Annotated in this window: 20 protein-coding genes; 9 read left to right on the forward strand and 11 right to left on the reverse strand. The window is 60.6% G+C overall.

Features of this window, described 5'->3' with window-relative positions; genetic code table 11:
* Window positions 1-37: 37 nt before the first annotated feature.
* From J2Y90_RS02390 to J2Y90_RS02405, 4 genes are all read right to left on the reverse strand, one after another.
* Window positions 38-322: a YceK/YidQ family lipoprotein gene (locus J2Y90_RS02390; protein WP_253496174.1), complete on the reverse strand. Its 285-nt coding sequence runs from the start codon at window positions 320-322 to the stop codon at window positions 38-40.
* Window positions 315-962 (reverse strand): flavin prenyltransferase UbiX, encoded by a 648-nt coding sequence (ubiX, locus tag J2Y90_RS02395; RefSeq protein WP_253496176.1) that lies wholly within the window; start codon window positions 960-962, stop codon window positions 315-317. Before ubiX ends, J2Y90_RS02390 begins: the two co-directional genes overlap by 8 nt.
* The gene (gene mpl / locus J2Y90_RS02400; protein WP_253496178.1) at window positions 959-2,308 is read right to left on the reverse strand and encodes a UDP-N-acetylmuramate:L-alanyl-gamma-D-glutamyl-meso-diaminopimelate ligase; all 1,350 of its coding nucleotides are present in this window, start codon (window positions 2,306-2,308) and stop codon (window positions 959-961) included. Before mpl ends, ubiX begins: the two co-directional genes overlap by 4 nt.
* Before the next feature lie 266 nt (window positions 2,309-2,574).
* A complete protein-coding gene (locus J2Y90_RS02405; protein ID WP_253496180.1) occupies window positions 2,575-4,488 on the reverse strand; it encodes a sigma-54-dependent Fis family transcriptional regulator in 1,914 nt (637 codons plus the stop codon).
* Between the two features lie 394 nt (window positions 4,489-4,882).
* On the opposite strand from J2Y90_RS02405, the gene exaC reads away from it, so the two are divergent.
* The 9 genes from exaC (at window position 4,883) to J2Y90_RS02450 (ending at window position 14,373) form a co-directional block, all read left to right on the forward strand.
* The gene (exaC, locus tag J2Y90_RS02410; protein WP_110646090.1) at window positions 4,883-6,403 is read left to right on the forward strand and encodes an acetaldehyde dehydrogenase ExaC; all 1,521 of its coding nucleotides are present in this window, start codon (window positions 4,883-4,885) and stop codon (window positions 6,401-6,403) included.
* A gap of 233 nt (window positions 6,404-6,636) precedes the next feature.
* Entirely contained in the window at window positions 6,637-8,085 is a 1,449-nt protein-coding gene (gene eat, locus J2Y90_RS02415) for an ethanolamine permease (protein WP_253496182.1), read from the forward strand.
* 52 nt (window positions 8,086-8,137) lie between these two features.
* Window positions 8,138-9,532: an ethanolamine ammonia-lyase subunit EutB gene (locus J2Y90_RS02420; RefSeq protein WP_253496184.1), complete on the forward strand. Its 1,395-nt coding sequence runs from the start codon at window positions 8,138-8,140 to the stop codon at window positions 9,530-9,532.
* A gap of 5 nt (window positions 9,533-9,537) precedes the next feature.
* Complete coding sequence (eutC, locus tag J2Y90_RS02425; RefSeq protein WP_253496186.1) at window positions 9,538-10,362, forward strand: ethanolamine ammonia-lyase subunit EutC; 825 nt, start codon at window positions 9,538-9,540, stop codon at window positions 10,360-10,362.
* Between the two features lie 115 nt (window positions 10,363-10,477).
* On the forward strand, window positions 10,478-10,939 hold the full coding sequence (locus J2Y90_RS02430; protein WP_039771887.1) for a GNAT family N-acetyltransferase: 462 nt from the start codon (window positions 10,478-10,480) through the stop codon (window positions 10,937-10,939).
* Between the two features lie 259 nt (window positions 10,940-11,198).
* The gene (locus tag J2Y90_RS02435; protein ID WP_253496188.1) at window positions 11,199-11,849 is read left to right on the forward strand and encodes a DedA family protein; all 651 of its coding nucleotides are present in this window, start codon (window positions 11,199-11,201) and stop codon (window positions 11,847-11,849) included.
* Window positions 11,850-11,853: 4 nt separating this feature from the next.
* Complete coding sequence (locus J2Y90_RS02440; RefSeq protein ID WP_253496189.1) at window positions 11,854-12,666, forward strand: zinc-dependent peptidase; 813 nt, start codon at window positions 11,854-11,856, stop codon at window positions 12,664-12,666.
* 112 nt (window positions 12,667-12,778) lie between these two features.
* Window positions 12,779-13,306, forward strand: coding sequence for an inorganic diphosphatase (gene ppa, locus J2Y90_RS02445; RefSeq protein WP_003205933.1), 528 nt, complete (start codon window positions 12,779-12,781; stop codon window positions 13,304-13,306).
* Between the two features lie 320 nt (window positions 13,307-13,626).
* Window positions 13,627-14,373, forward strand: a complete 747-nt coding sequence (locus J2Y90_RS02450) for a S24 family peptidase (RefSeq protein ID WP_253496191.1) — start codon at window positions 13,627-13,629, stop codon at window positions 14,371-14,373.
* A 363-nt stretch (window positions 14,374-14,736) separates the two neighbouring features.
* Here the strand turns inward: J2Y90_RS02450 and J2Y90_RS02455 are convergent, their stop codons facing one another.
* The 7 genes from J2Y90_RS02455 to J2Y90_RS02485 form a co-directional block, all read right to left on the reverse strand.
* Window positions 14,737-15,630: a helix-turn-helix transcriptional regulator gene (locus J2Y90_RS02455; RefSeq protein ID WP_253496193.1), complete on the reverse strand. Its 894-nt coding sequence runs from the start codon at window positions 15,628-15,630 to the stop codon at window positions 14,737-14,739.
* A 171-nt stretch (window positions 15,631-15,801) separates the two neighbouring features.
* Window positions 15,802-16,842 (reverse strand): virulence RhuM family protein, encoded by a 1,041-nt coding sequence (locus tag J2Y90_RS02460; RefSeq protein WP_253496194.1) that lies wholly within the window; start codon window positions 16,840-16,842, stop codon window positions 15,802-15,804.
* Between the two features lie 316 nt (window positions 16,843-17,158).
* Window positions 17,159-17,971, reverse strand: coding sequence for a YfaP family protein (locus J2Y90_RS02465; protein WP_253496196.1), 813 nt, complete (start codon window positions 17,969-17,971; stop codon window positions 17,159-17,161).
* A 3-nt stretch (window positions 17,972-17,974) separates the two neighbouring features.
* Complete coding sequence (locus J2Y90_RS02470) at window positions 17,975-19,594, reverse strand: DUF2300 domain-containing protein (RefSeq protein ID WP_253496198.1); 1,620 nt, start codon at window positions 19,592-19,594, stop codon at window positions 17,975-17,977.
* 1 nt (window position 19,595) lies between these two features.
* On the reverse strand, window positions 19,596-24,170 hold the full coding sequence (locus J2Y90_RS02475) for an alpha-2-macroglobulin family protein (RefSeq protein ID WP_253496200.1): 4,575 nt from the start codon (window positions 24,168-24,170) through the stop codon (window positions 19,596-19,598).
* Window positions 24,167-24,817 carry a DUF1175 domain-containing protein gene (locus J2Y90_RS02480; RefSeq protein ID WP_253505031.1) on the reverse strand — a complete coding sequence of 217 codons (651 nt, stop codon included), beginning with the start codon at window positions 24,815-24,817 and terminating at the stop codon, window positions 24,167-24,169. Before J2Y90_RS02480 ends, J2Y90_RS02475 begins: the two co-directional genes overlap by 4 nt.
* Window positions 24,802-26,514, reverse strand: a complete 1,713-nt coding sequence (locus J2Y90_RS02485; protein ID WP_253496202.1) for a DUF2138 domain-containing protein — start codon at window positions 26,512-26,514, stop codon at window positions 24,802-24,804. Before J2Y90_RS02485 ends, J2Y90_RS02480 begins: the two co-directional genes overlap by 16 nt.

Raw genomic sequence — 26,514 nt, forward strand, 5'->3', positions numbered from 1 at the left:
CCTGTAGGAGCTGCCGAAGGCTGCGATCTTTTGATCTTTACAACCCGCCAGTCGCCTGGAACCCCACGCCAATTACCGTTAACAACGACAACGGCAACAACAGCGTATCGAGCAACGCGCTGGCCGGCAGATCCACGCCCGGATAGCTCGGCGCCTCGGCACCGAACCGATCCATCGCACAGCAGCCGCCATTCAACGCATACAAATCCAGACGCGTCCCGGCATACACCACCGGTGCGCCAGGTTTCGCCGCATCCAGCGTGCGCGCGGTGGCACATCCGCCCAGCTGCAGCGCCAACACGATGACCAGCAGCTTAATCATCGCTGCTCAGATGATGCTCGCCCCAACGCGGCAGCATGTCCTGCGGGATGCCGAGCAGATTGAGAATCCGCGCCACGACGAAGTCGATCAAGTCGTCGATGGTCTGCGGTTGGTGATAGAAACCCGGCGAGGCCGGCAGAATCGTCACGCCCAGGTTCGACAGCTTGAGCATGTGCTCCAGATGAATGCTCGAGTACGGCGCCTCGCGCGGCACCAGAATCAACTGGCGGCGCTCTTTCAGTGTGACATCGGCCGCGCGCTCGATGAGGTTGTTGCAGGCGCCGGTGGCAATCGCCGATAGCGTGCCGGTCGAACACGGCACCACCACCATCGCCGCCGGCGCACCGGAGCCGGAGGCCACCGGCGACATCCAGTCTTCCTTGCCGTACACCCGAATCTGTCCGGCGGCGGCGCCGGTGTATTCGGTCAGAAACGCCTGCATCATCTGGGGTTTGTTCGGCAGGGAGACATCGGTCTCGGTGGCCATCACTAGTTGCGCGGCCTTGGAGATCAGGAAGTGCACTTCGCGATCTTCGCGTACCAGACAATCAAGCAGGCGCAAACCGTACTGCGCGCCCGAGGCGCCGGTCATCGCCAGGGTGATGCGTTCCGGGCCGCCGGCCTGGGAAAAAGTGTTCATTGCAGCGCCTCGGCGAGTTTGCCGTGCAGGCCGCCGAAGCCGCCGTTGCTCATGATCACCACGTGAGTACCGGGCTGCGCCTGGCTCTTCACGCGCTCGATGATGCCTTCCAGCGAATCACTGACGATTGACGGCACCGTGCATAACGCTGCGGTGGCGCCGAGGTCCCAGCCGAGGTTGGCCGGGGCGTACCAGATCACCTGATCGGCATCGACCACGCTGTCCGGCAAACCGTCACGGTGGGCGCCGAGCTTCATCGAATTGGAGCGCGGCTCGATGATCGCGATCAGTGGCGCGTCGCCGATGCGTTTGCGCAGGCCATCAAGCGTGGTGGCGATGGCGGTCGGGTGGTGAGCGAAGTCGTCGTAAATGGTGATGCCGCGCACCTCGGCGACTTTCTCCATGCGCCGTTTGACGTTTTTGAACGCGCTCAAACCGGCGATACCCATCGATGGCACCACGCCAACATGCCGCGCCGCAGCCAGGGCAGCCAAGGCGTTGGCGACGTTGTGCTGACCGGTCAATTCCCACTCGACGGTGCCTTGCGACACGCCTTCGAACATCACTTCGAACGCCGAACCGTCCTCGCTCAGTAGTTTGACCTGCCACTGACCGCCGGCGCCGGTGGTCTGCACCGGAGTCCAGCAGCCCATTTCAATCACGCGCTGCAAGGCCGGCTCGGTGGTCGGGTGGATGACCAGGCCTTCGCTCGGAATGGTGCGGACCAAGTGGTGGAACTGGCGCTCGATCGCCGGCAAATCGGGGAAGATGTCGGCGTGATCGAATTCAAGGTTGTTGAGGATTGCGGTGCGCGGACGGTAGTGGACGAATTTCGAGCGCTTGTCGAAAAAAGCGCTGTCGTATTCGTCAGCCTCGATGACAAAGAACGGCGTGTCGCCCAGGCGCGCCGACACCGAGAAATTCTGCGGCACGCCGCCAATCAGGAAACCCGGGCTCATGCCGGCGTGTTCCAGCACCCAGGCGAGCATGCTGCTGGTGGTGGTCTTGCCGTGCGTTCCGGCCACGGCCAATACCCAGCGACCTTGCAGCACGTGGTCAGCCAGCCACTGCGGGCCGGAGACGTACGGCAGGCCTTTGTTCAACACATATTCCACCGCCGGGTTGCCACGGGACATGGCATTGCCGATCACCACCAGATCCGGCGCCGGATCGAGTTGCGCCGGGTCATAACCCTGCGTCAGCTGAATGCCCTGGGCCTCGAGCTGCGTGCTCATCGGCGGATAGACGTTGGCGTCGGAGCCGGTGACGTGATGGCCCAGCTCTTTGGCCAATACCGCCATCGAGCCCATGAAAGTCCCGCAGATACCCAGAATATGAATGTGCATAGTCGACCTCGTAAAACATGGCCGCAGGTTAGCGTAGGGAGGGGGAAATGGCACTCTTTAGCTGAAGGATGGAGACGGGTTGGCGGCTACATCTGCGCACGGCTTCAGACCGCAGCCCCTCACCCCAGCCCTCTCCCGAGGGAGAGGGAGCCGATCTCGGTCGCCTTCAAATCCTGAGTTCGGCTCGATATTTCAGGTCGGCGTAAATACCGCAAGCAACGCGGTCAGTCCCCTCTCCCTCCGGGAGAGGGTTAGGGTGAGGGCTTTCAGCTGACACGCCGCTCAATCCCATGTTTACGCAGCTTTCTATAAAGGGTGTTGCGGCTTACGCCCAGTTGCTGAGCTGTATGGGTCATGTGCCAGCGCGTCTGCTCCAGCGCATTGAGCAATGCAAGACGCTCGGCGTCGTCCAGTGGCTGGGCGGCGATCTGCGCCACCGCAACCGCCGGCCGCGCCTGGCGAATCATCACCGGCAAATCCTCAACGCCGACCCGCCCGCCATCACACAACGCCGCCAGCGTACGAAGTACATTACGCAACTGCCGCACATTGCCCGGCCAATCGAACGCCAGCAACGCCTGCCGCGCCGCTTCGTCGATCAGAATCGTTTCGCCTCCGGCCTCCTCGGCCAACAGAAAATCCAATAACTGCGATTTATCACTGCGCTCGCGCAATGCCGGCAACGCCACTTCCAGCCCGTTCAAGCGGTAATACAGGTCTTCACGGAAACTGCCGTCCTCGACCCGTTCCAGCAGATTGCGGTGCGTCGCACTGATGATCCGCACGTCCACCGCTTGCGGTTCGCCGCCAATCGGCACAACTTGCCGATCTTCCAGCACCCGCAGCAAGCGCGTCTGCAACGCCAGTGGCATGTCGCCGATTTCGTCGAGGAACAAGGTGCCGCCGTCGGCCTGCTGCAACTTGCCGCGCATGCCGTCCTTGCGTGCGCCGGTGAAGCTGCCGCCGCGATAGCCGAACAGTTCGCTCTCGATCAGGCTTTCCGGAATGGCCGCGCAATTGAGTGCGACAAAAGCGTTGCCGGAGCGCTGGCTGGCCTGGTGCACAGCCTTGGCGAACGCTTCCTTGCCCGAGCCGGTTTCGCCGTTGATCAGCAACGGCACGTCACGCTCGAACACGCGCAGGGCTTTGCGAAACTCCGCCTGCAACGCTTCATCGCCGAGACAGATGCCTGACAGGCGTGGGGCGGGCGCGGCGATAGGCGTTGGAACAATGGCTGTCGGCTTGCGCGCTTCGCCGCGCAACACGGCAAACAGATGCCGCCCGTCACGGGTGCGCAGCGGCCAACTGGCGCTGGCGTTGGCACTCGCGCGACCAAGCAGGTCATCCAGCGAACAATCGAAAAACGCTTCCACCGGTTGGCCGAGCAAACTACCGCGGATACGCCCGAGCAGGTTCAGCGCGCTCTGGTTGACCGCGCTGATCCGCCCTTCGCCGTCGAACGCCAGCAGCCCTTCGCTGAACAAGCCGACGGACTCGGCCTGCAGGTGAAAACGCAGCAACCACTGATTGTCGAAACAGCGCAGGAAGTAGCAGCTCTCGATCATCTTCGCCGACAGATTGACCAGCGCCATGGTGTGGAACTGGCTTTGCCGCGAGACGTCCGGCCGGGCCGAGGACACGTCGAGTACCGCCAGCAGCTCACCCTGCGGATCGAACACCGGGCTCGCCGAACAGGTCAGCCCGGTGTGGCGGCCGCGAAAGTGTTCGTCCTGATGAATAGTCAGCGCTTGGCGCTCAACGAGGCAGGTGCCGATACCGTTGGTGCCCTCGCAGGCTTCGCTCCAGTCGGCGCCGAGCCAGAGCCCGGCGCGCTCGAAAATCTTCCGTTCGGCCGGCGCGGTGACGCAATTGAGGATCACCCCACGCGCGTCGGTCAGCAGCACCGCGTGGCCGGCGCCGGAGAGTTGTTGATGCAGGCTGCTCATTTCGGTGCCGGCGATCTGCAGCACTTGTTGCAGACGTTCGCGACTTTCCAGCACCCGGCCATGCTCGAGCACGGTCGGCGCCATGGTCACAGAAGGATCGAGGTGATAGTCCTCAAGGCAACGCAGCCACGAACGCGCGATCGACGGATCGGCCCCCGGCCCGTGCAAGTGCGGTTTGCCCTGGGTGACGGTGAGAACCTGGCGGGCATGGCGACTCAAATGGTTGTCGTGCATTTCTTATTGTTCTCCCCGAAAGGTCGACGCATTCCTGTGCAGGAGCTGCCGCAGGCTGCGATCTTTTGATCTTGATCTTGATCTTGAAAAACAAAAGCAAAAGATCGCAGCCTTCGGCAGCTCCTACCGGATTTCTGTTGGCTGAGGATCCTCCAGCGGCTCCGGCATTGCAATGCTGGCAAGACCGCTCGGTCAGGGCTGTGTCGCAAGCGGTACAAATTGTCACGTACGCTGTACCGAAACCGTCACAGCACCGGTCCATTCGTCCGAGACAAACCGGCCAAGCCCTTGATTTGCCTGGCTTGCACGGCAGTGGCCCGGCCCTTGCTCTACGCTTATAGCAAGCGCACTTGCGCGTTTCTCTAATAAGTACAAAGCCAAGGAGAACATCATCATGCGTTACGCCCACCCCGGTACTGACGGCGCCAAAGTCTCGTTCAAGAGCAAGTACGGTAACTACATCGGCGGCGAGTTCGTCGCGCCGGTCAAAGGCCAGTACTTCACCAACACCTCGCCAGTGAATGGCCAACCGATCGCCGAATTCCCCCGCTCCACCGCCGAAGACATCGACAAGGCGCTGGATGCTGCCCACGCCGCCGCCGATGCGTGGGGCGCCACTTCCGTGCAGGCGCGCTCACTGATCCTGCTGAAAATCGCCGACCGCATAGAAGAGAACCTCGAACTGCTGGCGATCACCGAAACCTGGGACAACGGCAAAGCCATCCGCGAAACCCTCAACGCCGATATCCCGCTGGCTGCTGACCACTTCCGCTACTTCGCCGGGTGCTTGCGCGCTCAGGAAGGCAGCGCTGCGGAAATCGACGGCAACACCGTGGCCTATCACATCCATGAACCGCTGGGCGTGGTCGGTCAGATCATCCCGTGGAACTTCCCGCTGCTGATGGCCGCGTGGAAACTTGCGCCAGCGCTGGCCGCCGGTAACTGCGTGGTGCTCAAGCCTGCCGAGCAAACCCCGCTGGGCATCTGCGTGCTGATGGAACTGATCGGCGACCTGCTGCCGCCCGGCGTGCTCAACGTCGTGCAAGGTTTCGGTAAAGAGGCCGGCGAAGCCTTGGCGACCAGCAAGCGCATCGCCAAGATCGCCTTCACCGGTTCGACCCCGGTCGGCTCGCACATCATGAAATGCGCGGCGGAAAACATCATTCCGTCCACCGTGGAGCTAGGCGGCAAGTCGCCGAACATCTTCTTCGAAGACATCATGCAGGCCGAGCCGAGCTTCATCGAAAAAGCCGCCGAAGGTCTGGTACTGGCGTTCTTCAACCAGGGCGAAGTGTGCACCTGCCCTTCCCGCGCGCTGGTGCAGGAATCGATCTATGACGAATTCATGCAGGCCGTGATGAAGAAAGTCAGCCAGATCAAACGCGGCGACCCGCTGGACACCGAGACCATGGTCGGCGCCCAGGCGTCGGAGCAACAATTCGACAAGATCCTCTCGTACCTGGAAATCGCCAAGGGCGAAGGTGCGGAACTGCTGACCGGCGGCAAGGTGGAAAAACTCGAAGGCAGCCTGGCGACCGGTTATTACATCCAGCCGACGCTGCTCAAAGGCACCAACAAAATGCGCGTGTTCCAGGAAGAAATCTTCGGCCCGGTGGTGAGCATCACCACCTTCAAGGACGAGGCCGAAGCCCTGGCGATTGCCAACGATACCGAGTTCGGCCTCGGCGCCGGCCTGTGGACCCGCGACATCAACCGCGCCTACCGCATGGGCCGGGCGATCAAGGCCGGTCGCGTGTGGACCAACTGCTACCACCTGTACCCGGCGCATGCCGCGTTCGGCGGTTACAAGAAGTCCGGCGTCGGGCGTGAAACCCACAAAATGATGCTCGACCATTACCAGCAGACCAAGAACCTGCTGGTGAGCTACGACATCAATCCGTTGGGGTTCTTCTGATCCAGACGGGGTGAGGCAGGTGTTCCTGCTTCGCCCTTTGGATTGTCTTCGCGAGCAAGCTCGCTCCCACAGGTTTTTTGGAACATACATATCAGCGTTCGCAACAGATCCACTGTGGGAGCGAGCTTGCTCGCGAAGGCGGCTGCACATCCAGCAAAGCTTTAGCTGACTTACCGCTCCATCAGCACGCCCGCCTTCACCGGGCCAAAAACAATAAAAACAGGTAACTGCTTATGCCAAGCGATCATGCAAACCCGCAACCGGCAACCTCCTCCGTCGACTTCGAAAAAGTCGGCTCCGACTATTTCCAACAACGCGAACTGAAAAAAGGCGCCGCCGGCTGGGTCCTGCTGGTCGGCCTCGGCGTCGCCTATGTGATTTCCGGCGACTACGCCGGCTGGAACTTCGGCCTTGCCCAGGGTGGCTGGGGCGGCATGTTCCTGGCCACGCTGCTGATGGCGACCATGTACCTGTGCATGTGCTTTTCCCTGGCCGAACTGTCCTCGATGATTCCCACTGCTGGCGGCGGCTACGGTTTCGCCCGCAGCGCGTTCGGACCGTGGGGCGGGTTTCTCACCGGCACCGCGATCCTCATCGAATACGCCATCGCCCCCGCCGCCATCGCAGTGTTCATCGGTGCCTACTGCGAGTCGCTGTTCGGCATTGGCGGCTGGATGATTTATCTGGCGTTCTACATCATCTTCATCGCCATCCATATTTTCGGGGTGGGCGAAGCGCTCAAGCTGATGTTCATCATCACCGCCGTCGCCGCGTTGGCGCTGGGGGTGTTTCTGGTGGCGATGGTGCCGCATTTCGACGTCGCCAATCTGCTTGACATCCCGGTGACCACTGCGGTCGGTGCCAGTCCATTCCTGCCGTTCGGCTACGTCGGCGTATGGGCAGCGATTCCCTACGCGATCTGGTTTTTCCTCGCCGTCGAAGGCGTGCCGCTGGCTGCCGAAGAAACCAAGAACCCCAAGCGTGATCTGCCGCGCGGCCTGATCGGGGCGATGCTGGTGCTGCTGATGTTCGCCCTGCTGATTCTGATTGTCGGCCCCGGCGGCGCGGGCGCCAACTCGTTGCTGACCTCCGGCAACCCGCTGGTCGAAGCGCTGAGCAAGGCCTACGGCGGCTCGACCTGGATGGGCAGCTTCGTCAACCTCGTCGGTCTGGCCGGGCTGATCGCCAGTTTCTTCTCGATCATCTACGCCTACTCGCGGCAGATCTTCGCGCTGTCGCGGGCCGGTTACCTGCCGCGCAAACTGTCGCAGACCAACAAGAGCAAGGCGCCGGTGCTGGCGCTGGTGATTCCCGGGATCATCGGCTTCGGTCTGTCGCTGACCGGTCAGGGCGACTTGCTGATTCTGGTCGCGGTATTCGGCGCTACCATTTCCTATGTGCTGATGATGGCCGCGCACATCACCCTGCGCATCCGTCGCCCCAAAATGGACCGACCCTATCGCACGCCGGGTGGCATTTTCACATCCGGTGTGGCGCTGGTGCTGGCCTGCATCGCCGTTGTGGCGGGGTTCCTCGTCGATCCACGGGTGGTGATCGGCGCGGCGATCATCTATGGAGTGTTAATTGCTTACTTTGCTTTCTACAGTCGGCATCACTTGGTAGCAGGCACGCCGGAAGAAGAATTCGCGGCGATTCAAAAAGCTGAACAAGCCTTGCACTGATTGTCGAAAACCACGGCGCAGAGCTGTTCTGCGCCGTCACGGAGAACGCTGAATGGCCAGTTTTGCTCACACGGTCGGCGCGCAGACCTACCGCTTCGACAGCCTCAAAGACGTCATGGCCAAGGCCAGCCCGGCACGCTCGGGAGACTTTCTCGCCGAGATCGCCGCGCTCAACGACGGCGAACGGGTGGCCGCGCAAATGGCTCTGGCGGACATCCCGCTCACGCACTTCCTGCAGGAAGCGCTGATCCCCTATGAGTCCGATGAAGTCACCCGGCTGATCATCGACACCCACGACAAACAAGCCTTCGCCGTGGTCAGCCACCTCACCGTTGGCGGCTTTCGCGACTGGCTGCTCAGTGACGCGGCGGACGAAACCAGTCTGCGTGCCCTCGCCCCCGGCCTGACCCCGGAAATGGTCGCCGCCGTGTCGAAGATCATGCGCGTGCAGGATCTGGTGCTGGTCGCGCAGAAAATCCGCGTGGTCACCCAATTTCGCGGCACCCTCGGTTTGCGCGGGCGCCTGTCGACCCGCCTGCAGCCCAACCACCCGACTGACGAGCCGTCCGGCATCGCCGCGAGCATTCTCGACGGCCTGCTCTACGGCAACGGCGATGCGATGATCGGCGTCAACCCGGCCACTGACAGCATCGCCTCGATCTGCGCGATGCTGGAGATGCTCGACGCCATCATCCAGCGCTACGACATCCCGACCCAGGCCTGCGTGCTGACCCACGTCACCACCTCGATCGAGGCGATCAACCGTGGCGTGCCGCTGGATCTGGTCTTCCAGTCGATTGCCGGCACTGAGGCGGCCAATGCCAGTTTCGGTATCAACCTGAATGTCTTGCAGGAAGGCTACGACGCCGGCCTGAGCCTCAAGCGCGGCACCCTCGGACAGAACCTGATGTATTTCGAAACCGGTCAAGGCAGCGCGCTGTCGGCCAACGCCCACCACGGCATCGATCAACAGACTTGCGAGACAAGGGCCTACGCCGTGGCGCGACATTTCAAGCCATTCCTGGTGAACACCGTCGTAGGATTTATCGGCCCGGAATACCTCTACAACGGCAAACAGATCATCCGCGCCGGCCTTGAAGATCATTTCTGCGGCAAGTTGCTCGGCGTGCCGATGGGCTGCGACATCTGCTACACCAACCACGCCGAAGCCGATCAGGACGACATGGACACCCTGCTGACGTTGCTCGGCGTCGCCGGGATCAACTTCATCATGGGCATCCCCGGCTCCGATGACATCATGCTCAATTACCAAACCACTTCGTTTCATGACGCCTTGTACGCCCGCCAGACCCTGGGCCTGAAACCGGCGCCGGAGTTCGAGCAATGGCTGGCCAATATGGGCATCTTCACCCAGGCGGACGGCAAGGTTCGCTTCGGCAACAATCTGCCGCCGGCCTTCCGCCAGGCCTTGGCGCACTTGGGATGACTCTTATGGAAAAACCACCGGTCGATCCGCAAAACCCCTGGCTGGAACTGCGCCGCCTGACCCCGGCGCGGATTGCCCTGGGCCGCACCGGCACCAGCCTGCCGACGCGGGCGCAGCTGGATTTTCAGTTTGCCCACGCGCAGGCCCGCGATGCCGTGCATCTGGCCTTCGATCACAGCGAAATCAGCGCACAACTGAACGAGCGCGGACGGGAAACCCTGGCACTGCAAAGCGCCGCGCCGGACCGACACACCTATCTGCAACGCCCGGATCTGGGGCGCAAGCTCAGCGATGAATCGGCGCAAACCTTGCGCGATTACGCCAGCGCACATCCAGGCGGGATCGATCTGGTGATCGTGGTCGCTGATGGCCTGTCGGCATTGGCGGTGCATCGGCATACGCTGCCATTTCTGACGCGCCTGGAAGAACAGATGAGCGGCGACGGCTGGTCCGTGGCGCCGGTGGTGCTGGTCGAACAGGGCCGCGTGGCCATCGGTGACGAAATCGGCCAACTGCTCGGGGCGAAAATGGTGGTGATGCTGATCGGCGAGCGTCCCGGTTTGAGTTCGCCGGACAGCCTCGGGCTGTATTTCACCTATGCGCCGAAGGTCGGCCTGACTGACGCCTATCGCAATTGCATTTCCAATGTACGGCTGGAAGGCTTGAGCTACGGCATGGCGGCGCATCGCTTGCTGTATCTGATGCGTGAAGCCTGCCGTCGGCAGCTGTCGGGGGTCAATCTGAAGGACGAAGCTCAGCTTCAGACATTGGAGTCGGACGACGCTGTCGACATGAAAGGCAATTTCCTACTCGATCCGCCCCCAGCCTGAACCGTTTCCGCATTGCCATTCTGCGCTGCTTTCAGGCAGGATCGACGCACGGCCGCCCGGGTTTCCCATCGCCGTCAGAGCAGTTGAAGACAGCCACTTGAAGACGAGACCTATCATGCGGATTATTCAAGCGACCCTCGAACATCTGGATTTGCTGACTCCTTTGTTCGTCAAATATCGCGAGTTCTACGGCTCACTGCCTTACCCGGATTCCTCCCGGGCGTTTCTCGAAAAACGTCTGCGCCGCAAAGAGTCGGTGATCTATCTGGCGCTGGCCGACGATGACGACAGGAAGCTCATGGGCTTCTGCCAGCTCTATCCGAGCTTCTCTTCGTTGTCGCTCAAGCGCGTGTGGATCCTCAACGATATCTACGTCGCCGAAGATGCGCGGCGGCAACTGGTCGCGGACAACCTGATCCGCACCGCAAAGAAAATGGCCAAGGAAACCCAGGCTGTGCGCATGCGTGTGTCCACCAGCGCAGATAACGAAGTGGCACAGAAAACCTACGAATCGATCGGTTTCAAGGAAGACACGGAGTTCAAGAACTACGTGCTGCCTATCAGCGAAGAGCTCTGAACCCAAAAGATCGCAGCCTTCGGCAGCTCCTACAGCGGAACGCGTTCCAATTGCAGGAGCTGCCGAAGGCTGCGATCTTTTGAGGGCTGACAATTGTTCACACCACGACACTCCCCGCTACAAAACCGACGCGCTTTTCAGCGGTCAGACCGTATAATCCCGATCTTTCCGGCTTGTAAGAAAAACTACACCCCGCTGTAGGCTTACACGAAGTCATCCGCACAGGCCTGCCGAGTCGGGCCGTCATACAGGTGCCCCCATGGATTTCAACCCGCTCGACCTTATCCTGCATCTCGATGTGTACCTCGATTTGCTGGTGAACAACTATGGGCCATGGATCTACGCCATCCTGTTTCTGGTGATCTTCTGTGAAACCGGGCTGGTGGTGATGCCGTTCCTGCCGGGTGACTCGCTGCTGTTCATCGCTGGCGCGGTGGCGGCCGGAGGTGGCATGGATCCGGTGCTGCTCGGCGGCCTGCTGATGCTGGCGGCGATCATGGGCGACAGCACCAACTATGTGATCGGACGCACGGCCGGGGAGAAGCTGTTCAGCAACCCCAATTCGAAAATCTTCCGTCGCGACTACCTGCAAAAGACCCACGACTTCTACGACAAGCACGGCGGCAAGACCGTGACCATGGCGCGTTTCCTGCCGATCATCCGCACCTTCGCGCCGTTCGTCGCCGGTGTGGCGCGGATGCCGTACCCCCGCTTCTTCGGCTTCAGCGTGCTTGGCACCGTCCTCTGGGTTGGTGGTCTGGTCACCCTGGGTTACTTCTTTGGCAACGTGCCGTTCATCAAGAAAAACCTGTCGTTGCTGGTGGTGGCAATCATTCTGCTGTCGCTGGTGCCGATGATCATCGGCGTGGTGCGCAGCCGTTTCGGCGGCACCAAAGTGCAATCGCACTGATCCGATGTGGTCACTGAGCGCCTGGCGTCGCCGGCGCCTCCTGGCCAGGCACCCGATTGCCGACGACCTGTGGCAACGGGTGCGCCATCAGCTCTCCTTTCTGGACGGCATCAGCGCTGCTGAAGACCAGTGGTTGCGCGAAGCCTGCGTGCTGTTTCTCGACGACAAACGCCTGACCGCCCTGCCCGGCGTCGAACTGCATCAGGAGCAACGCCTGCTGCTCGCCGCCCAAGCGCAGTTGCCGCTGATGCATCTCGGTGATCTGAACTGGTACCAGGGTTTCCACGAGATCGTGCTGTACCCGGACGACTTCCTCAGCCCGCAACGCCATCGCGATGCCAGCGGCGTCGAGCATGAGTGGGACGGCGAACACAGCGGTGAGGCGTGGCAGCAGGGGCCGGTGATTCTCGCCTGGCCCGGCGTACAGGCCAGCGGCGGTTGGGAAGGCTACAACCTGGTGATCCACGAACTGGCGCACAAGCTCGACATGCTCAACGGCGACGCCAACGGCCTGCCGCCGCTGCACGTGGACATGCGCGTCAGCGACTGGGCCACGGTGATGCAGGCCGCCTACGACGACCTCAACCGCCAGCTCGATCACGATCCCGACGCCGAAACCTCCATCGATCCCTACGCCGCCGAGAATCCGGCGGAGTTCTTCGCGGTCACCAGCGAATACTTCTTCAGCGCCCCGGATCTGCTGCACGAGGCTTATCCACAGGTCTACTTGCAACTGCAGCTTTTCTACCGGCAGGATCCGTTGGGCAGACTGCGGCAACTTCAGGCCACAGACCCGGTCTATCAGGCGCACGACTAAGCTCTGCACGACTTCTGGTACGTGGCGTCGACGTAGGAATGTGCCTATAATCGCCGCCACTTTTTGGTCAATCCGGCCAAGTGTTTTTGGTCAACTACGGGGGCAACGCCCAATGAGCTACAGCAAGATTCCGGCTGGCAAAGACCTGCCGAACGACATCTACGTCGCGATCGAGATCCCGGCCAACCACGCGCCGATCAAATACGAAATCGACAAAGACAGCGATTGCCTGTTCGTTGACCGTTTCATGGCCACCCCAATGTTCTACCCGGCCAACTACGGTTACATCCCGAACACCCTGGCCGACGACGGTGATCCCCTCGACGTGCTGGTCGTGACTCCTTACCCGGTAGCGCCAGGCTCGGTAATCCGCGCGCGTCCGGTCGGCATCCTGAACATGACCGACGACGGCGGCGGCGATGCCAAAGTCATCGCAGTGCCACACGACAAGCTGTCGCAGCTGTACGTCGACGTGAAGGAATACACCGACCTGCCGCCATTGCTGATCCAGCAGATCGAGCACTTCTTCGCGAACTACAAAGATCTCGAGAAGGGCAAGTGGGTCAAGATCGAAGGCTGGGCCGGCGCAGACGCCGCCCGCGAAGCGATCACCAAGTCGGTTGCCGCCTACAAGGGCTAAGCCATTGCGCTTTGCGTGAAGCTTGAAAAAAACCCCGGACTTCCGGGGTTTTTTGTTATTGGCGTCTGCATAATCGACTCGGCTCTTCAAATCGATGTAACCCGAAATACACCCTGGCCGGCCCCCTCTCCCTCCGGGAGAAGGCTGGGGTGAGGGGCTCTTGAAAAAGCCCGACTAAACAGACCGTTTAAATTCCTACATGCAGTTTTAATCTGTTTAATTTCCCACAAGCGCGTCTTACATCCCGTCGCAAAATACAGGCTTTTTTTGAACGCCCGGTTTATTCAAACCGCTCTAGTCCGGCCGTAGACTCCGTGTTTATGAGAAAGAACACTAGCGGTCCACGATTCAAGGCACTCCTGGAAGCAGCGAACATCAGCACCACGGATTTCGCAAGGTTCTGGGGCACGGAAGCCCAAAACGTTCATAACTGGTACACCCGGGGCGTCCCGGCGTATCGCATGGAAGAAGTCTCACGCCTGTTGTCGGTCAATAGTGAATGGCTGAAAACCGGGGAAGGCGTCAAGGAGGTCCCGCGCCTGCACCCACCCGCCAGCAATGGCGACACGTTCGATGCCCAGTCGATCTGCGGCGTCTACACCGTCATCAACCCCAGCGACATCGACCTGGCGTTTTTCAAGGAAACCCCGATCGCCAATGGCGACGGCAAAACCCACGTCATCCTCGACCCCGACCAATCCCTGCGCCTGCCCCGCGCCCACCTCGATCAACTCGACATACAGCACGCCAATGCCATTTGCGCGCACATGATCGGCAACAGCATGGCCGATCGCATCGAAGACGGTTCTATCGTCGCCATCGACCGCGGTCTGACCCAGGTCGTCGACGGCGAAATCTACGCCGTGGAGCACGACGGCATGCTGCGCATCAAATACCTGCACCGCATGCCCGGCAACGGCCTGCGCATGCGCAGCCACAACAGCGCCGAATACCCCGAAGAGGTTTTCCGGCCGGCGCAGATCGAGGAGCAGCGGATTCACATTCTGGGCTGGGTATTCTGGTGGTCCACACTGGGCAAGCGCAGGCCGGTGGTGCCGTTTCTGTGATGCGCGCGCCGATCTCGATTTTTACGGAGAACCTGTGGGAGCGAGCCTGCTCGCGAAGAGGGCCCTGATAACCGGTACAAATCCAGGATTTGTACCGCTTCAGTCGCTCTAAACCGCACTCGAGGCTGGGAATCCAAAGCAAAACTCAGTATCCTGCGCCCCACATTCGCGCATCGACCCGCCCAGCGGCTCGGATGACGCCCGACGCAGCAGACCAACGTCTGACCAAGTCCCACAGCCGGACGCAGATCCGGATGTACGTTTTGAAGGCTGGCGCGGTTTACCAAAAATAAACCAAGCCAGTCCCCGAGAAGCCGGCCACAAGCCGGCTTTTTAATGTCTCAAATTTGGCGTCATCAAGTGCTAGCTGTTCGCCAACTCATCCATCGATATTTGGGCTGCGCTCTGATACTGGGTCAATGGCATATTGATCAGTGCAACGTTATGCGCAGGGAAAAAATTAAACTCGCCGCTGTTCTGATCCCTCAAAACTACGCGTTCCGGGCGCTGACAATCAACCTCAACGCTGAGTGAGAACAGATCATCTGCTTCCGCACACAGTGACATCTCCGCCCCCGATTTTAGATAAACGAACGTGCGCTCCAACAGTTTTTCAGCCTCCTGCTCGCCTATGCCGATTTCTTCAAGCTGCTCAATCGCAAGCTTTTGCAGCGCATCCGAGTAATCGTTTTTAAATGCGTGTTCATCCCAGAAGTAATCATTTATCGCGTTGTAGATCTCTGGAGACAGGCCTTGATAACCATCCCAAGGCAGAACCCAGTTGTCGTCATTAGGCTGATCGGCCGCGTCGTCAAGTAGCCTGACCCGCAGCAACGCTGCGGGATTCATCAGCAACAATCGGTTGTTCAATGTCGAGACAACAAGCCATTCTGAACAGTCGGTATCTCCCTGCAGATTCCGGCTAATTCTCTTGCGTTCACCGTCCGTAATCGGGAACCATTGATGGTTCTGCTGCCCTGGCAAAAGCACTCCTAGATGCCCCCAGAATCCATCTACCATTTGGTCACTTGCAGGATCCCAATGCTGGGAAGAAATCCGGGCAGCGCCTGCTTCAAACTCCACCAAATCATCGACGCTCGTTCCCATCACGGTAGCCAAATCTCGCAGCATCGCAAGACTTGGCTCCGTGGAACCTTTTTCCCAGCGGGCTACTGCTTGCTGAGAAACGCCCAGTGCTGCGGCGAGAGAAGCCTGGGTGAATCCGATCCCTTTGCGCAAATCCTTTAACCGTTTCAATAAGAGCACCTCCAAAAAACAACCAAATCGAGTTACAACAACATAAACGAGTATCTACGTCTGTTGGCTTTTATGAAAGGGATTTTTTGAGATTGATTTGCAACAAACAAAACGAGCAAATCGCGAAGCGAAGCGCATTTTCTTTCTCGAGTATCGGAGGCTGTTCGGCTATCAATCTCTATTACAGGCCTTGCCTGATAGCTGGCGAGCAAGTTGGCTTATGTCAGCGAAGCGTCCGTCTGCGACATTGGTCTCTTCATGCAGGCGCGCATGATGAAACTGCTCGTACTGCAGCTCAGCATGCTGCTTGGCTATGTCGTGAGAAATTTTGCCGGCATTGTCAAGAATGTTGCGGTCGTTGAGCGTCAGGAAACCATCGAGTTTCCTCACCCAGTCAGCCATGGTCATAGGGATCCGGCGCATGGATTGACCCTCAGCAAAAACGAGATATTGCTCAACTAGATTATTCAAGGCGCTGAGTTCATCGGCCGTCAGGTAATTCTTGGCAGTGGCTACATCCTGTTTACGCACTTTGATTCCACGCCAACTGGTAAGCCCCATATGAGGCTTAGTGCTATCTGCGCGGTGAAGAATGATCTCGGCTGCGGTTTGCCCGGTAATTGCCCAGTGCACCTTGTTTTGCACCGTTTTGAAAAAGCCGATGCTGGCATCCTCGGTCGGATCGTAGTCAACGCTGGTCGCGTAGATGTCGGTTATCTTCTGGTAAAAGCGCTTTTCACTGGTGCGAATATCTTGGATGCGCCGTGTCAACTCCTCGAAATAGTCGAAGGGCTGATCGGGATTTTTCAAGCGCTCGTCGTCCAGCAGGAAGCCTTTGACGATGTATTCGCGCAATTGCCGCGTCGCCCATTGGCGGAAGCGAGTTGCTGTACGGCTCTGTACGCGATAACCCACCGATATGATGGCATCAAGATTGTAGTGCTTGATATTGCGCTTCACCTGACGCGAACCTTCTTGGCGAACTACTAAGAAATCCTTAGTGGTTGAATTTTGATCAAGCTCGGCTTCGTTGAAGATATTTTTCAGGTGAATCAGCACGTTCTCTGGCGTCGTACTGAACAGCTCTGCCATGAGGGCTTGTGTTAGCCAGACAGAATCATCGATAAAACGCACGTCCAGCCGGGTCTGCCCATCCTCACTCTGATAGATGATGAACTGTGAAGTGTTGCGGTCAACGTTATCTGTGCTCATACCTCAACCCTTTCTTCGACCAGCAGCTCTTTCAATTTCTATTCCGCTGGCGGCATCAATGGATGCCGGTGATATTGCACGGCATGGCAAGGACGCGCTTCAACGTTTTATAAATAAATCAGGTTTTTCTTCACTCGACATCTTGAGTTGCGATTGGATTAGCCCGTAGGTGACAGACCGAAAAAGGCGGAGAAGTGTAGCGAATTGGGCACTCGAATTCTGAGCTGGCAGCCTATCGATCCGTCTGGGTATCACGCAATGACGGAGTGAGTATCTGCCAACTGATTTATCAACAGACCGCTTGGCAATAGTCCCCTCACGGATAACTGAACGACTTCACCAACGTCAACTCCCCCGCCGTCCGCATCGGCACTACAAACGTCTCCATCTTCTCGCTCGGCGTGCCCTCTTCGGTGATAACCGTCACCTGCGCGGTCGTCAGCGCCTGCACCGCTTCATCCCCACCTCCGTCATCTCCGCGATATCCGCCGCCGTAATAATTCACATACACCAGATATTGCCCTTCGATCGGCGCGGGCATGGCGGCGATTTCCGGGCCGTAGCCGGTGGTGACGTCGACGTCGAGGGCGGCGCCGTTGGGTGCTACGCGGTTGCCGTACCAGATGTGGGCGCCGTCGGGGGTGATCAGGTGCAGGTCGAGGTCGGTGCCGTCGCTGTCCCAGGCCAGCAGGACGCGCAGTTTGGCCGGGGTGGCGCCGCCGCGGGCGTTGAGGAATTGCGTGCGGTGGCGTTGTTGGCCGTCGGCGCTGCGCACTTCGACGCTGTTGCTGCCGTTGGGGAAGGAGAACGGGCGATCGAAGCCGCCGGCGGGGTCGATTTTCAGCGGCATGCTGACGCCGTTGACGATCAGGCGGCCGGGTTCGTTGTTCTTCGGCACGGCTTTGATCTGGCCGCTGATTCTGGCGGTATTGGCCTGGCCAAGCGGTGTGTTGACCGACGAGGCCGGGTAGTTGACAGTCTGGCGGAAGCTCTCGCCCTCGCCTTGCGGTGCGCCGCTGCGCCAGCCGCCGACCGGGGTGTCGAGTTTGACGCCATCGGCGGCGAATGCTTGCGGCAGCACGTTGAGGGCACAGAGCAGCAGCAAGACCTGTGGATAACGGAGTGTCATGGTCTATTCCAGCAAAAGGTGACGGGCGAGCCCTTCGATGTAGGTTTCATCCTGGCCGTTGGGGTGTGCTTCAAAGGCCAGGTGCAGATATTCGTGGGTCAGATCGAGGCGATCCTGCAGGCTCAGCACGCCGCGCACATAAATGCGCTGACGCTCGCGGTCGACGAAGGGCCGGCCGAAGGCGAGTCTGCATACGGCGAAAGTGCTGACTTCGTTGTAGCCGGTTTCGCTTTCAAGCCTCGGACGCCAGCCGCGTCGCTGCTTTTGCAGCCAGTCTTGCGCGGCGGGTAATGCTTCGCAGGAGGCGACCGGGTTGTCCCAGCGGCTGAGGCTGGCGCGTGGATAGGCGTGCAGCAGAATCGCGTCGTAGCGCTGGCCGGCGTTGGCTTGCTCGACGGCTTGCTGCCAGGCGAGTTTGTCCGGGCCGGGTTGCTCGGAGTGATAGGTGACGGTGCTGCCGGCCAGTACCAGATCCGCCGTCCACACCGCGATGTTGCGTGACTCGGCAGAGGCTGGGCGCGGGGCGACGCGCTGGCGATTGCTGCTGTCATCGATGCTCAGGCAATCACCGTTGCGCGTGGCGTTTTGCAGCAGATAAGTGCGGATCGCTACGGCCAGCGCCTTGGCGGCTTCGGCAGGTTCCGGTCTGGCTTCGCGCTCAAGGACGCGGGCGACATATTCTTCGCGATCAAGCCTTGCGACGAGTTTGTCATTGAGCAGAAACAGTTCGCCGTCGCTGTGGATATCCAGTGCGTTGCCGTTGGCAAATTCGACGCGATAGTCGCCGCGCATTGGCCCGGACGTGGCGACACGGTCACCGGACAAAACCTTGGAAACCGGATATTTCGAGAACAGCCTGACTTCCACGCAACGCCCCGCGTCCACCGGCCAAGCCGTCGGCAATACGCTGGCCAACGCTTGGCCGTAGTGACGCAGGACCATCTGACTGGTGCCGCGCCCGCCCGCCCAGATCGGTGCGCCATCGGTGGTCCAGCCAGCGAATCCGCCTTGTCGTGATTGCGCATCCTGGTCGCCGAGCCAGCTCCAGGTTTTCACCCGCAAACGCCCGCCCAACTCGCCGACTACATTGCCGTCCGCCGCGTTCAGCACGACATCGAGCAACACGCGACGCAGCTGATCCTGCGCTGGCAGCAACGCCAGAACACCCAATAATTCAGCGATCGAGACTCTTGTTGCCGGTTGCAGGGCTGGCAAATCCAGCAACCATGACGGCGCCTGCCGCGCCTGCCAATACTCACGCCAAGTCGCCGCTGCAATGCCCAACCGCGCGGGGTCGAAATACAACCCGCAGGATTTCACCAAGGCCTGATCCCGCTCGATCCTGCCGCCAGCCGCGCAGCAATAAACCTCTTCCTTCGATTGCCCGCGACATTCATACGCCGGTTCCCGCGCACCGGTATCCACCAGCCACGCGTAGACGAACAACTTCCACAGACTGCCCAGCGGCGCATCCAGCGACGCTGGCAACGGTTCCCGCTTGATCAGTTGCGTCTGACTCAACGACAACAACTCGCCCTGATAGGCCACGCGCAACGGCTCGTCCTGCGCTGTCGCCAGCGCAGGCATCAAACACATCAACAGCCACAACAGCGGCCGGCGCATGTCAGTTGACCGTGACCTGACCAAGGGCGGCTTTCGCTTCCTGGGCCTGATGCTGCGGCGCATAGACTTGCTTGAAGCGTACCGGCGGCAGGTTGAACTGGCCTTTCTGCGAGAAGCGCACCAGATGGCGCAGGCGCAATTCGCCACTCAGCGCATCGACCGGCACCGCATAAGCCAACTGACCCGGTTCGAAACGTGCCTTCTCCAGCGCGGTCGGTTCGGTGCCGTCCTTGCCCTGCAACTTGATGCCCCACGTCGTGCGCTCAACATCGGCGCCCGGTGGCAGCGGCACTTCAAGCATGCCGTAGCGCAGCGGTTTCGGCGCTTTGCTGGTGAGGATCACCTCGTCCAGGTACAGGCTGTCGCTGGACAGCGGCTTCGTGCCGACCGTCTCCAGCTTGAAGGTGAACGCTTCGTCGCCCGGCACCAGCCTCGACAGGCGCCGGGTGATGGTCACGGCCATCGGATCGATCTGCGGCTGCTGAGTCTGAAAGCTCAGCGCGGCACGCAACGGACGCTCTTGCGTGCCGGACACGCTCAGCACATTCGGCAGTGGCGTCGCGCCTTGCCATGTCCAGTACATCTCGCCGCTGGCGCCGTAGTTTTTCTTCCAGCCTTCACCGGGCATCAGCGCGATGGTCGGTGACGCCTGGGCGATGCTGCGTTGCAGCCAGGTCAGCGCAAGCGCACGTTCCAGCGTCGATTGCTGCGGCAGCAGACGTTGCAGCAACGCCGTCGCACGGGCCTGATCGAACGGTTGCAGCGACAGGTTCAACGCTTCGACAACTGGCTGCGAACTGACCGCCAGACGCTGTTGCGCTGCCCCCAGTTGACGATTGAACGCCTCCGGCAAAGCAACTTTCGCCTGCGTGGCCAACGATGCGGTGAGCACCCGCGCCGCTGCCAGACCGAGCGCCGAATCCGGATCGCTCATCACCAGACTGTCCTGGCCGTCGTCGAGCAAGGTTTCGGCACTGCCTTCACCGGCCTTCGCCAGATCCTCGATCAGACCGCTGAGCAGCGTGTTCACTGGCAACTGCATCTGTTTGGCGAACGACAGAATCAGCGCCCGTTGCAGCAACGGCGTGTTCGGTGCCTGCTTGGCGTAAACCTCAAGTACGCGCTGCCAGTGCTCCGGCGGCAGGGTCAGATCGAGTACGCGGCTGGCATTCCAGTCGGCGTAATAGGCGTAGGCGGTGAGGAATGCATCCGGCTCGCCGTCGTAGCCCCACCAGGTGAAGCTCGCCGACGGCCCGGCCATTTGCACCAGACGCAGGCGGCTGTTCTGCATGATCAGGCGCAAGCGATCGCGAATCTGCGGGTTCGAGGCCAGCGATGGATAAGCGATGCTCAGCGGCAGCAACCGACTGGCCGTCTGCTCGACGCCGCCGTACGGGTAGCCGAGCAGATCATCGAGGGCGGAACGGAACAGCGCTTGCGGACTGTCATCCAGACGCAGGCGAATATCCGTGGCATCAGCCGGCAAACTCAATGGTGTATCGCCGCTGACCACATCAAGGCTTTGCGTCTGGGTGACTTGCCAGCCTTCACCGGTGGCACTCAAGCGCACAACCAGGGCATCGGCGACTTTGCCGTCCTGTACCAGCTCCGCCGTCCACTCGCCAGAGGCCAGGGCAAACGCCGGCAGCGGCAAATAATTGATGCCGCTGTTCAGGGTCACCGGCAAGCGCTGTTCGGCGCCGGCGTAGTGCGTGACCAATTCAGCCTTGACTGTTTTCTCTGCCTGACTGAACGCAAACACGCCCAGTTGCGGCTGATCGCCCTTGCGGAATTTGCTCGGCCCGCTCCACTTCAGGTACAGCGGTTTTTCCGAACGGACAAACTGCTTCTTCTGCCCGACTTGGCCGTCATCGGCGATGGCGCGGGCGGTGATGCGCCAGCGGGTCAGGGAGTCCGGCATCTTGAAGGTGAAACGGGTTTTGCCGTCGGCACCGGTCAATAACTCCGGCTGCCATGCCGCGGTGTCAACGTCTTCACGGCGTGGACGTTCCAGCACTTTCACGCCGCGTTCGCTGCGGTTGGCCTTGCCCGGTGCGCCGGGGCTGCCCGGCAACGCCACGTCGTAACTGATGAACGACAGGCTGGCGCTGGTGCGCACATTGTTGCGCCGTGGGTGATAGAAGAACTGGTCGATGGTCGGCGCGACTTCCGGTTGCAGCGCGTAGACCATTTCGTCGACCACGCTGACCGTCAAGTGTGCCGGGACGGCTTTGCCGGCGAACTGCGTGGTCAGGTCGACCGTGACCGTATCGCCCGGCAGGTACACCGTTTTGTCGGTGCTGATCGCCACGTCGATTTGCGGCGCGACCACTTTGATCCCGGCGTTCTGGAAGCTGTACTGACCGCCCTTGGTGTAGAGCACGGAGAAGGTCAGGTTCGGCGCAAAATTGTCCTTAACCGCAATGCGCGCGCGGTATTGGGTGTCGCTGAGTTTTTCTAGTTTCAGCCAGTCACCGCCCTTGGCCAGCAGCGCGGTGGCTTCGACCTTGTCGCGCTCCAGCGACAGCAGTGCATCACTGACCGGCTCAGGAAAAGTGATCAGCGCCAGCGCTTCTTCGCCGGCCTTGTACTCGGGCTTGTCGAGGACGATTTCCACCGTGCCCGGCACCGCTTTGACACCGTCTCCAGTGACCGAATGGCCGGTGGCACCGAGGACGCGACCGTGTTGATCCTTGAGCGTCAGGTTGTAAGTGCCCGGACGCTCGAAAGCGAGGCTGAAACCTTTGTCAGCTGCAGCGAGTTTGCCTTCACCGCTGCTTTGGTCTTCCAGGCGTACCCAGGCGTAGCTGCTCGGCGTCACCGCTTTGCTTTGCTCGCTACCGCCCTCGTTGGCATAGCTGAAGGCGACCTTGTCACCGACCGCGCTGAAACGCTGCGGCGCGCTCAAGCGAAAAGTTGCCGCGCCGCGGTCGATGAGGATTTCCTTGGTGGTCTTGACCCGATACGCCGCGCCGTCGCTGGCGAACACCGTGAGCATGTAGCGGCTCGGCTTGTCGGCGGCTGGCAGGTCGAGAGTTGCGTTACCCTTGCTGTCGGTGGTCAGTTCGGTGCTGGTCAATTCCACCGGGAATTGCCCGAGGTATTGCAGCTCGTTGTCGACCATCGACAGTTGCTGGGCGCGCAGGCTCAGGCTCAATTTGGCGTTCGCCACCGGTTTACCGTCCGGATAGAGCAGCACCAGACTGCCTTTCACCGGCTCACCGGTGCGGTAGTCCTGCTTGGCCAGATTCAGCGAGATTTCGAAGTGCGGCTTGATGTATTCAGCCACCCGGAAGGCGCTGCTGTAGGCCTGATCCTTGTAGTTGAAACGGATCTCGTAACCACCGGCCACGGCGTTATCCGGCAACTGGAAGCGACCCTGGGTACCTGCTTTCGAATCAAGCTTCAGGTCGAGGGTCTGCAGTTCGGTACCAGTGGCATCGAGCACGCTGACACTGACATCCGCCGCTCCCGGCAGCACCGAGTCCCGGGCATTCTTGAACTCGCGTCCGACGATTTTCAGCGACACCCAATCGCCCGGGCGATACAGCGGCCGATCGGTGAAGGCATAGAGCTTGGTGTCGTAGATTTCGCTGTCGTAGTAGAAGTTTTCCGAGACGAACACGCCGCCCTCTTCGTCCTCGCCGATGACGAACGAGCGCTCCGGGCTGACGTGTTTCAGGCGCAGCAAACCGTCGGCATCGGTAGCACCGCTGCTCATCACGCCAAGGCCGTCGGTCCACAGCACATTGACCTTCGCCACCGAGCTGCCTTCATGCTTGCGCGCGGCCCAGACCAGCAGTTCATCGCCGGTAATCTTGCTCACCGCGACGGTGTTGGAGACGAAAACCATGGTGGTCGCGCGGTATTTGCCGATCAACGCTTCGACCAGATACAGCCCGGGCTTCAGATTACCCAGCGGAATGTAGACGTTGCCGGGTGTGACGCTGACGAAATCGCTTGAAGACCCGGCCAGATTGACCCCGGCCGGCGGCTGAATCGGCTTGGCCTGCCACAGCGGATAACGGAACTGGCTGACCACCGGCAGACCCGGGATCAAGGCAAATTGCGGCTGCGCGTCGTAAGGCGTCGGCGCAACCATGGCCTCGCCCATCTTCAGCTCCGGCACTTCTTCGGTGACCTGTTTGCGCGACTCGTAAGAGAAGGCACGCTGCATCACCCGCCGGGATTTGCGATACCAGTTGTCCCACAGATACGCGAGGGTGTTGGACAGGCCCTCGCCCTTGAACTGGCCGTCACTGACGACGCGGTGCAGGTTCTTCTGACGCTTGAGGAAGTCCAGCGGCTTGTCGATGCGATACACGCGAATGTCGGCGCCGCCGTATGGCTCCATGCGAAAGCGCCGGTAGTCACGACCGGGTGCTTCCAGGCGAACCATTGCCTGCTCGTCGCTGGCAAAACTGCTGTCGGCGAGCAGGAAGAAGCTCTCACCGGCCACCGGCGTGTAATTGCTCGGCTCCACCGAGTCTTCGGCATTGGCGCTGGTCAACGGCAGCAGCAACGCCAACAGCAAGGAAATTCGCGAACAGATACGCAACATGCGGGCACCGGTCATTGGGAGAGAAAGTTCAGTCGATAGACGCCGATGAAGTTGGGGTTGGCTGCGTCGGGTATCCATCGGGTGTCCTTCCATGTCATGAGTTGCTGCAGGCTTGCCGAACGCATGCCGTTGTCAGTGGGGGTGGTGGTGCCGGTGTGATAGGCGATGTAGCGGCCCATCCAGATCATCAGGTGCTGGTCGTCGCCCTGATCGAAAAACATCAGATCACCGGGCCGGGCCTGCGACACATCGCGGCTGACCAGGTGGCTGTTGAACTGAATCAGTTTGATCGCGTTGACGTACGGCCCCACCTTGCCGCCGCCCTGCTGCCACTGTTGCGCGAGCTTGCGCTGCTCGTCGCTCAGCGCCAGCTCCGGCGGTAGATAACGATTGGACAGACCATTGCTGCGCAGCCATTTGTCGTCATGGACTTTCAGCGCTTCGTTGGCGGCAAAGCGCACCAGCCCGGCGCAATCCTGCTGATACCAGCGCGGGCTCGGGCCCTGGCTCAGTTGCTCTTGAGCAATACGCACGAACCAGGCGCGAAAGATCTGCGATTGCGCCGGATCGAGCGCTGGCGCTTCAACCGCGCGGGCGCCTGCACTCAGCAGCATCGCGAGCAGGCCAAGGCTGCGGATCAGTGCGGTCACAGCGCTTTCCATTCCAGCGGCAGCCATTGCCAGTGGCCGTCAGGCTCGCTGCCTTCGGGCAGGGTCAGGGCATATTTGCCGTAGCCGCCGAGGGTGCGCAGTTTCGGCATCAGGTAGGTTTGCGCAGCGTTGTAGAACACCGGCTCCATGTCCTGCGGCAGGCTGTCGAGGGTTTCGCGCTGCATCAGTTGCGCCATCGCGTCCGGGCCAAAATAGATCGGCATCAGCACGTCTTTTGGCAACACGTCGGCCATCGGCGGGAAGCGCTTGTCGAGGGTGCCGAGGGCTTTGTCGACGAGTTTGTCGTCGAGAGAAAACAGCAGCGTCGAACCATGACGGGCGAGACTGACGTTCATGAACGCCTTGCCGGAAATCGCCTCCGGGTTTTCAGCGGTTTTTGCCGCGTAGGGACCGAAACTGGAACTGACCTGACGCTGCCACACATGGCTCTGGCCTTCCTGCTTGTCGATCACCGGGAATACTTTCTCGGCGACGTTGGCTTCGAACGCGCCGACCATCGAACCGAACAGTTTGCCCAAATCACCATCAAGCTTGCTGCTGTCTTCGTCTTTGAGGCTGGCGACCAGCAATGGCGTGTACAGCCGCGAGTCGGCGTACCAGCACAGGCCCGCCGCGCCTGCGACGTGTTCGGTAAGGGTCTGCGCCACCGCTTCGTCGGCGCCGAGTTTGATCAGGATCGGCTTCTGCGGTTCGGCCGCCACCGGCAGGGTCACGCAAGCGCTCGCCCCCAGCGGCATCGCTTGCCAGACCGGTTTGAAATCGAAGTCCGGCTGGTTTTCCAGTTCATCCATGGCCAGATAGCTGTGCCAGCCCTTGTCGTCCATGTCGAAACGCAACCCGGCGAAGTTCGGGATAAAGCGCTGATAGCCCATGGCGAGGACGCTGGAATTGACCGATAGACGCTGCTTGGTTTCCGGGGTTTTCGCCGGCAGGCCGAACGCTTCGGGAAAAAGCTTTTCGCCATTGAGCAACGCCGCCAGCGCTGGCGCCGAAACGTGGCCGGACTCTTCCGAGACGCCGCTTTCCGGGTCGTAGTATTTCGCCGGATTGGACAGCACCACCAGTTTGTCGCCACGGGACGCGAACAGCAGCGACTTGCTCGCGTTGTAGCTGAGCTGATACAGCGGCACTTCGTCGCTGCCGACTTTGAGAGTGCCGAAGACGCTGAGCTGGGCGTCATCCAGCGCCACTTTGGCCAGCGGCTCGAGCAGCTTGGCCAGGCCACCGCGATCCATTACCAGCAGGAAATCCTTCAAGCGACCGTCAGCGCCGCGCCACAACGCGACATCGGCCGGTTGATCGAAAAGCTGCTCGATCAGGCTGTCCTGCAATTTGAGGTCATCCTCGTAGATGATCCGCCGCAAGCTGCCGATCAGGCCGAGACGATCAGCATGGGTTTCGTAATAGAAAACGAAATCCTCGGTCAGCGTCGCCTTGAGAAACGGCACCGTCAGCAGATCCTTGGGCAACTGGCTCAGTGAACGGGTTTCGAGCAAGGCGTCCGGACGGCCGAGGCCGAGCTTGTCACTGGCAAGTGCCGCCGGCGGCGCCTTGGGCTTGAGCAGCAGCCAGCCGAAACCGCCCGCCACACCGGCCACCAGGCACAGGCCGAGCACGACCAGCGGCCAGCGCCGCGAAGGTTTGGCCGCGGGTGTCGCGGCAGCTGGAGTCACAGTGTTATCGCTCAT

Origin of the sequence: Pseudomonas koreensis (assembly GCF_024169245.1) — a bacterium.
Lineage (GTDB): Bacteria > Pseudomonadota > Gammaproteobacteria > Pseudomonadales > Pseudomonadaceae > Aquipseudomonas > Aquipseudomonas koreensis_F.

Bases quoted from the DNA above. Each gene is read 5' to 3' on its own strand.
- J2Y90_RS02390 (WP_253496174.1), bottom strand. From the start codon at position 322: ATGATTAAGCTGCTGGTCATCGTGTTGGCGCTGCAGCTGGGCGGATGT.
- ubiX (WP_253496176.1), bottom strand. From the start codon at position 962: ATGAACACTTTTTCCCAGGCCGGCGGCCCGGAACGCATCACCCTGGCG.
- mpl (WP_253496178.1), bottom strand. From the start codon at position 2,308: ATGCACATTCATATTCTGGGTATCTGCGGGACTTTCATGGGCTCGATG.
- J2Y90_RS02405 (WP_253496180.1), bottom strand. From the start codon at position 4,488: ATGCACGACAACCATTTGAGTCGCCATGCCCGCCAGGTTCTCACCGTC.
- exaC (WP_110646090.1), top strand. From the start codon at position 4,883: ATGCGTTACGCCCACCCCGGTACTGACGGCGCCAAAGTCTCGTTCAAG.
- eat (WP_253496182.1), top strand. From the start codon at position 6,637: ATGCCAAGCGATCATGCAAACCCGCAACCGGCAACCTCCTCCGTCGAC.
- J2Y90_RS02420 (WP_253496184.1), top strand. From the start codon at position 8,138: ATGGCCAGTTTTGCTCACACGGTCGGCGCGCAGACCTACCGCTTCGAC.
- eutC (WP_253496186.1), top strand. From the start codon at position 9,538: ATGGAAAAACCACCGGTCGATCCGCAAAACCCCTGGCTGGAACTGCGC.
- J2Y90_RS02430 (WP_039771887.1), top strand. From the start codon at position 10,478: ATGCGGATTATTCAAGCGACCCTCGAACATCTGGATTTGCTGACTCCT.
- J2Y90_RS02435 (WP_253496188.1), top strand. From the start codon at position 11,199: ATGGATTTCAACCCGCTCGACCTTATCCTGCATCTCGATGTGTACCTC.
- J2Y90_RS02440 (WP_253496189.1), top strand. From the start codon at position 11,854: ATGTGGTCACTGAGCGCCTGGCGTCGCCGGCGCCTCCTGGCCAGGCAC.
- ppa (WP_003205933.1), top strand. From the start codon at position 12,779: ATGAGCTACAGCAAGATTCCGGCTGGCAAAGACCTGCCGAACGACATC.
- J2Y90_RS02450 (WP_253496191.1), top strand. From the start codon at position 13,627: ATGAGAAAGAACACTAGCGGTCCACGATTCAAGGCACTCCTGGAAGCA.
- J2Y90_RS02460 (WP_253496194.1), bottom strand. From the start codon at position 16,842: ATGAGCACAGATAACGTTGACCGCAACACTTCACAGTTCATCATCTAT.
- J2Y90_RS02465 (WP_253496196.1), bottom strand. From the start codon at position 17,971: ATGACACTCCGTTATCCACAGGTCTTGCTGCTGCTCTGTGCCCTCAAC.
- J2Y90_RS02470 (WP_253496198.1), bottom strand. From the start codon at position 19,594: ATGCGCCGGCCGCTGTTGTGGCTGTTGATGTGTTTGATGCCTGCGCTG.
- J2Y90_RS02475 (WP_253496200.1), bottom strand. From the start codon at position 24,170: ATGACCGGTGCCCGCATGTTGCGTATCTGTTCGCGAATTTCCTTGCTG.
- J2Y90_RS02480 (WP_253505031.1), bottom strand. From the start codon at position 24,817: ATGGAAAGCGCTGTGACCGCACTGATCCGCAGCCTTGGCCTGCTCGCG.
- J2Y90_RS02485 (WP_253496202.1), bottom strand. From the start codon at position 26,514: ATGAGCGATAACACTGTGACTCCAGCTGCCGCGACACCCGCGGCCAAA.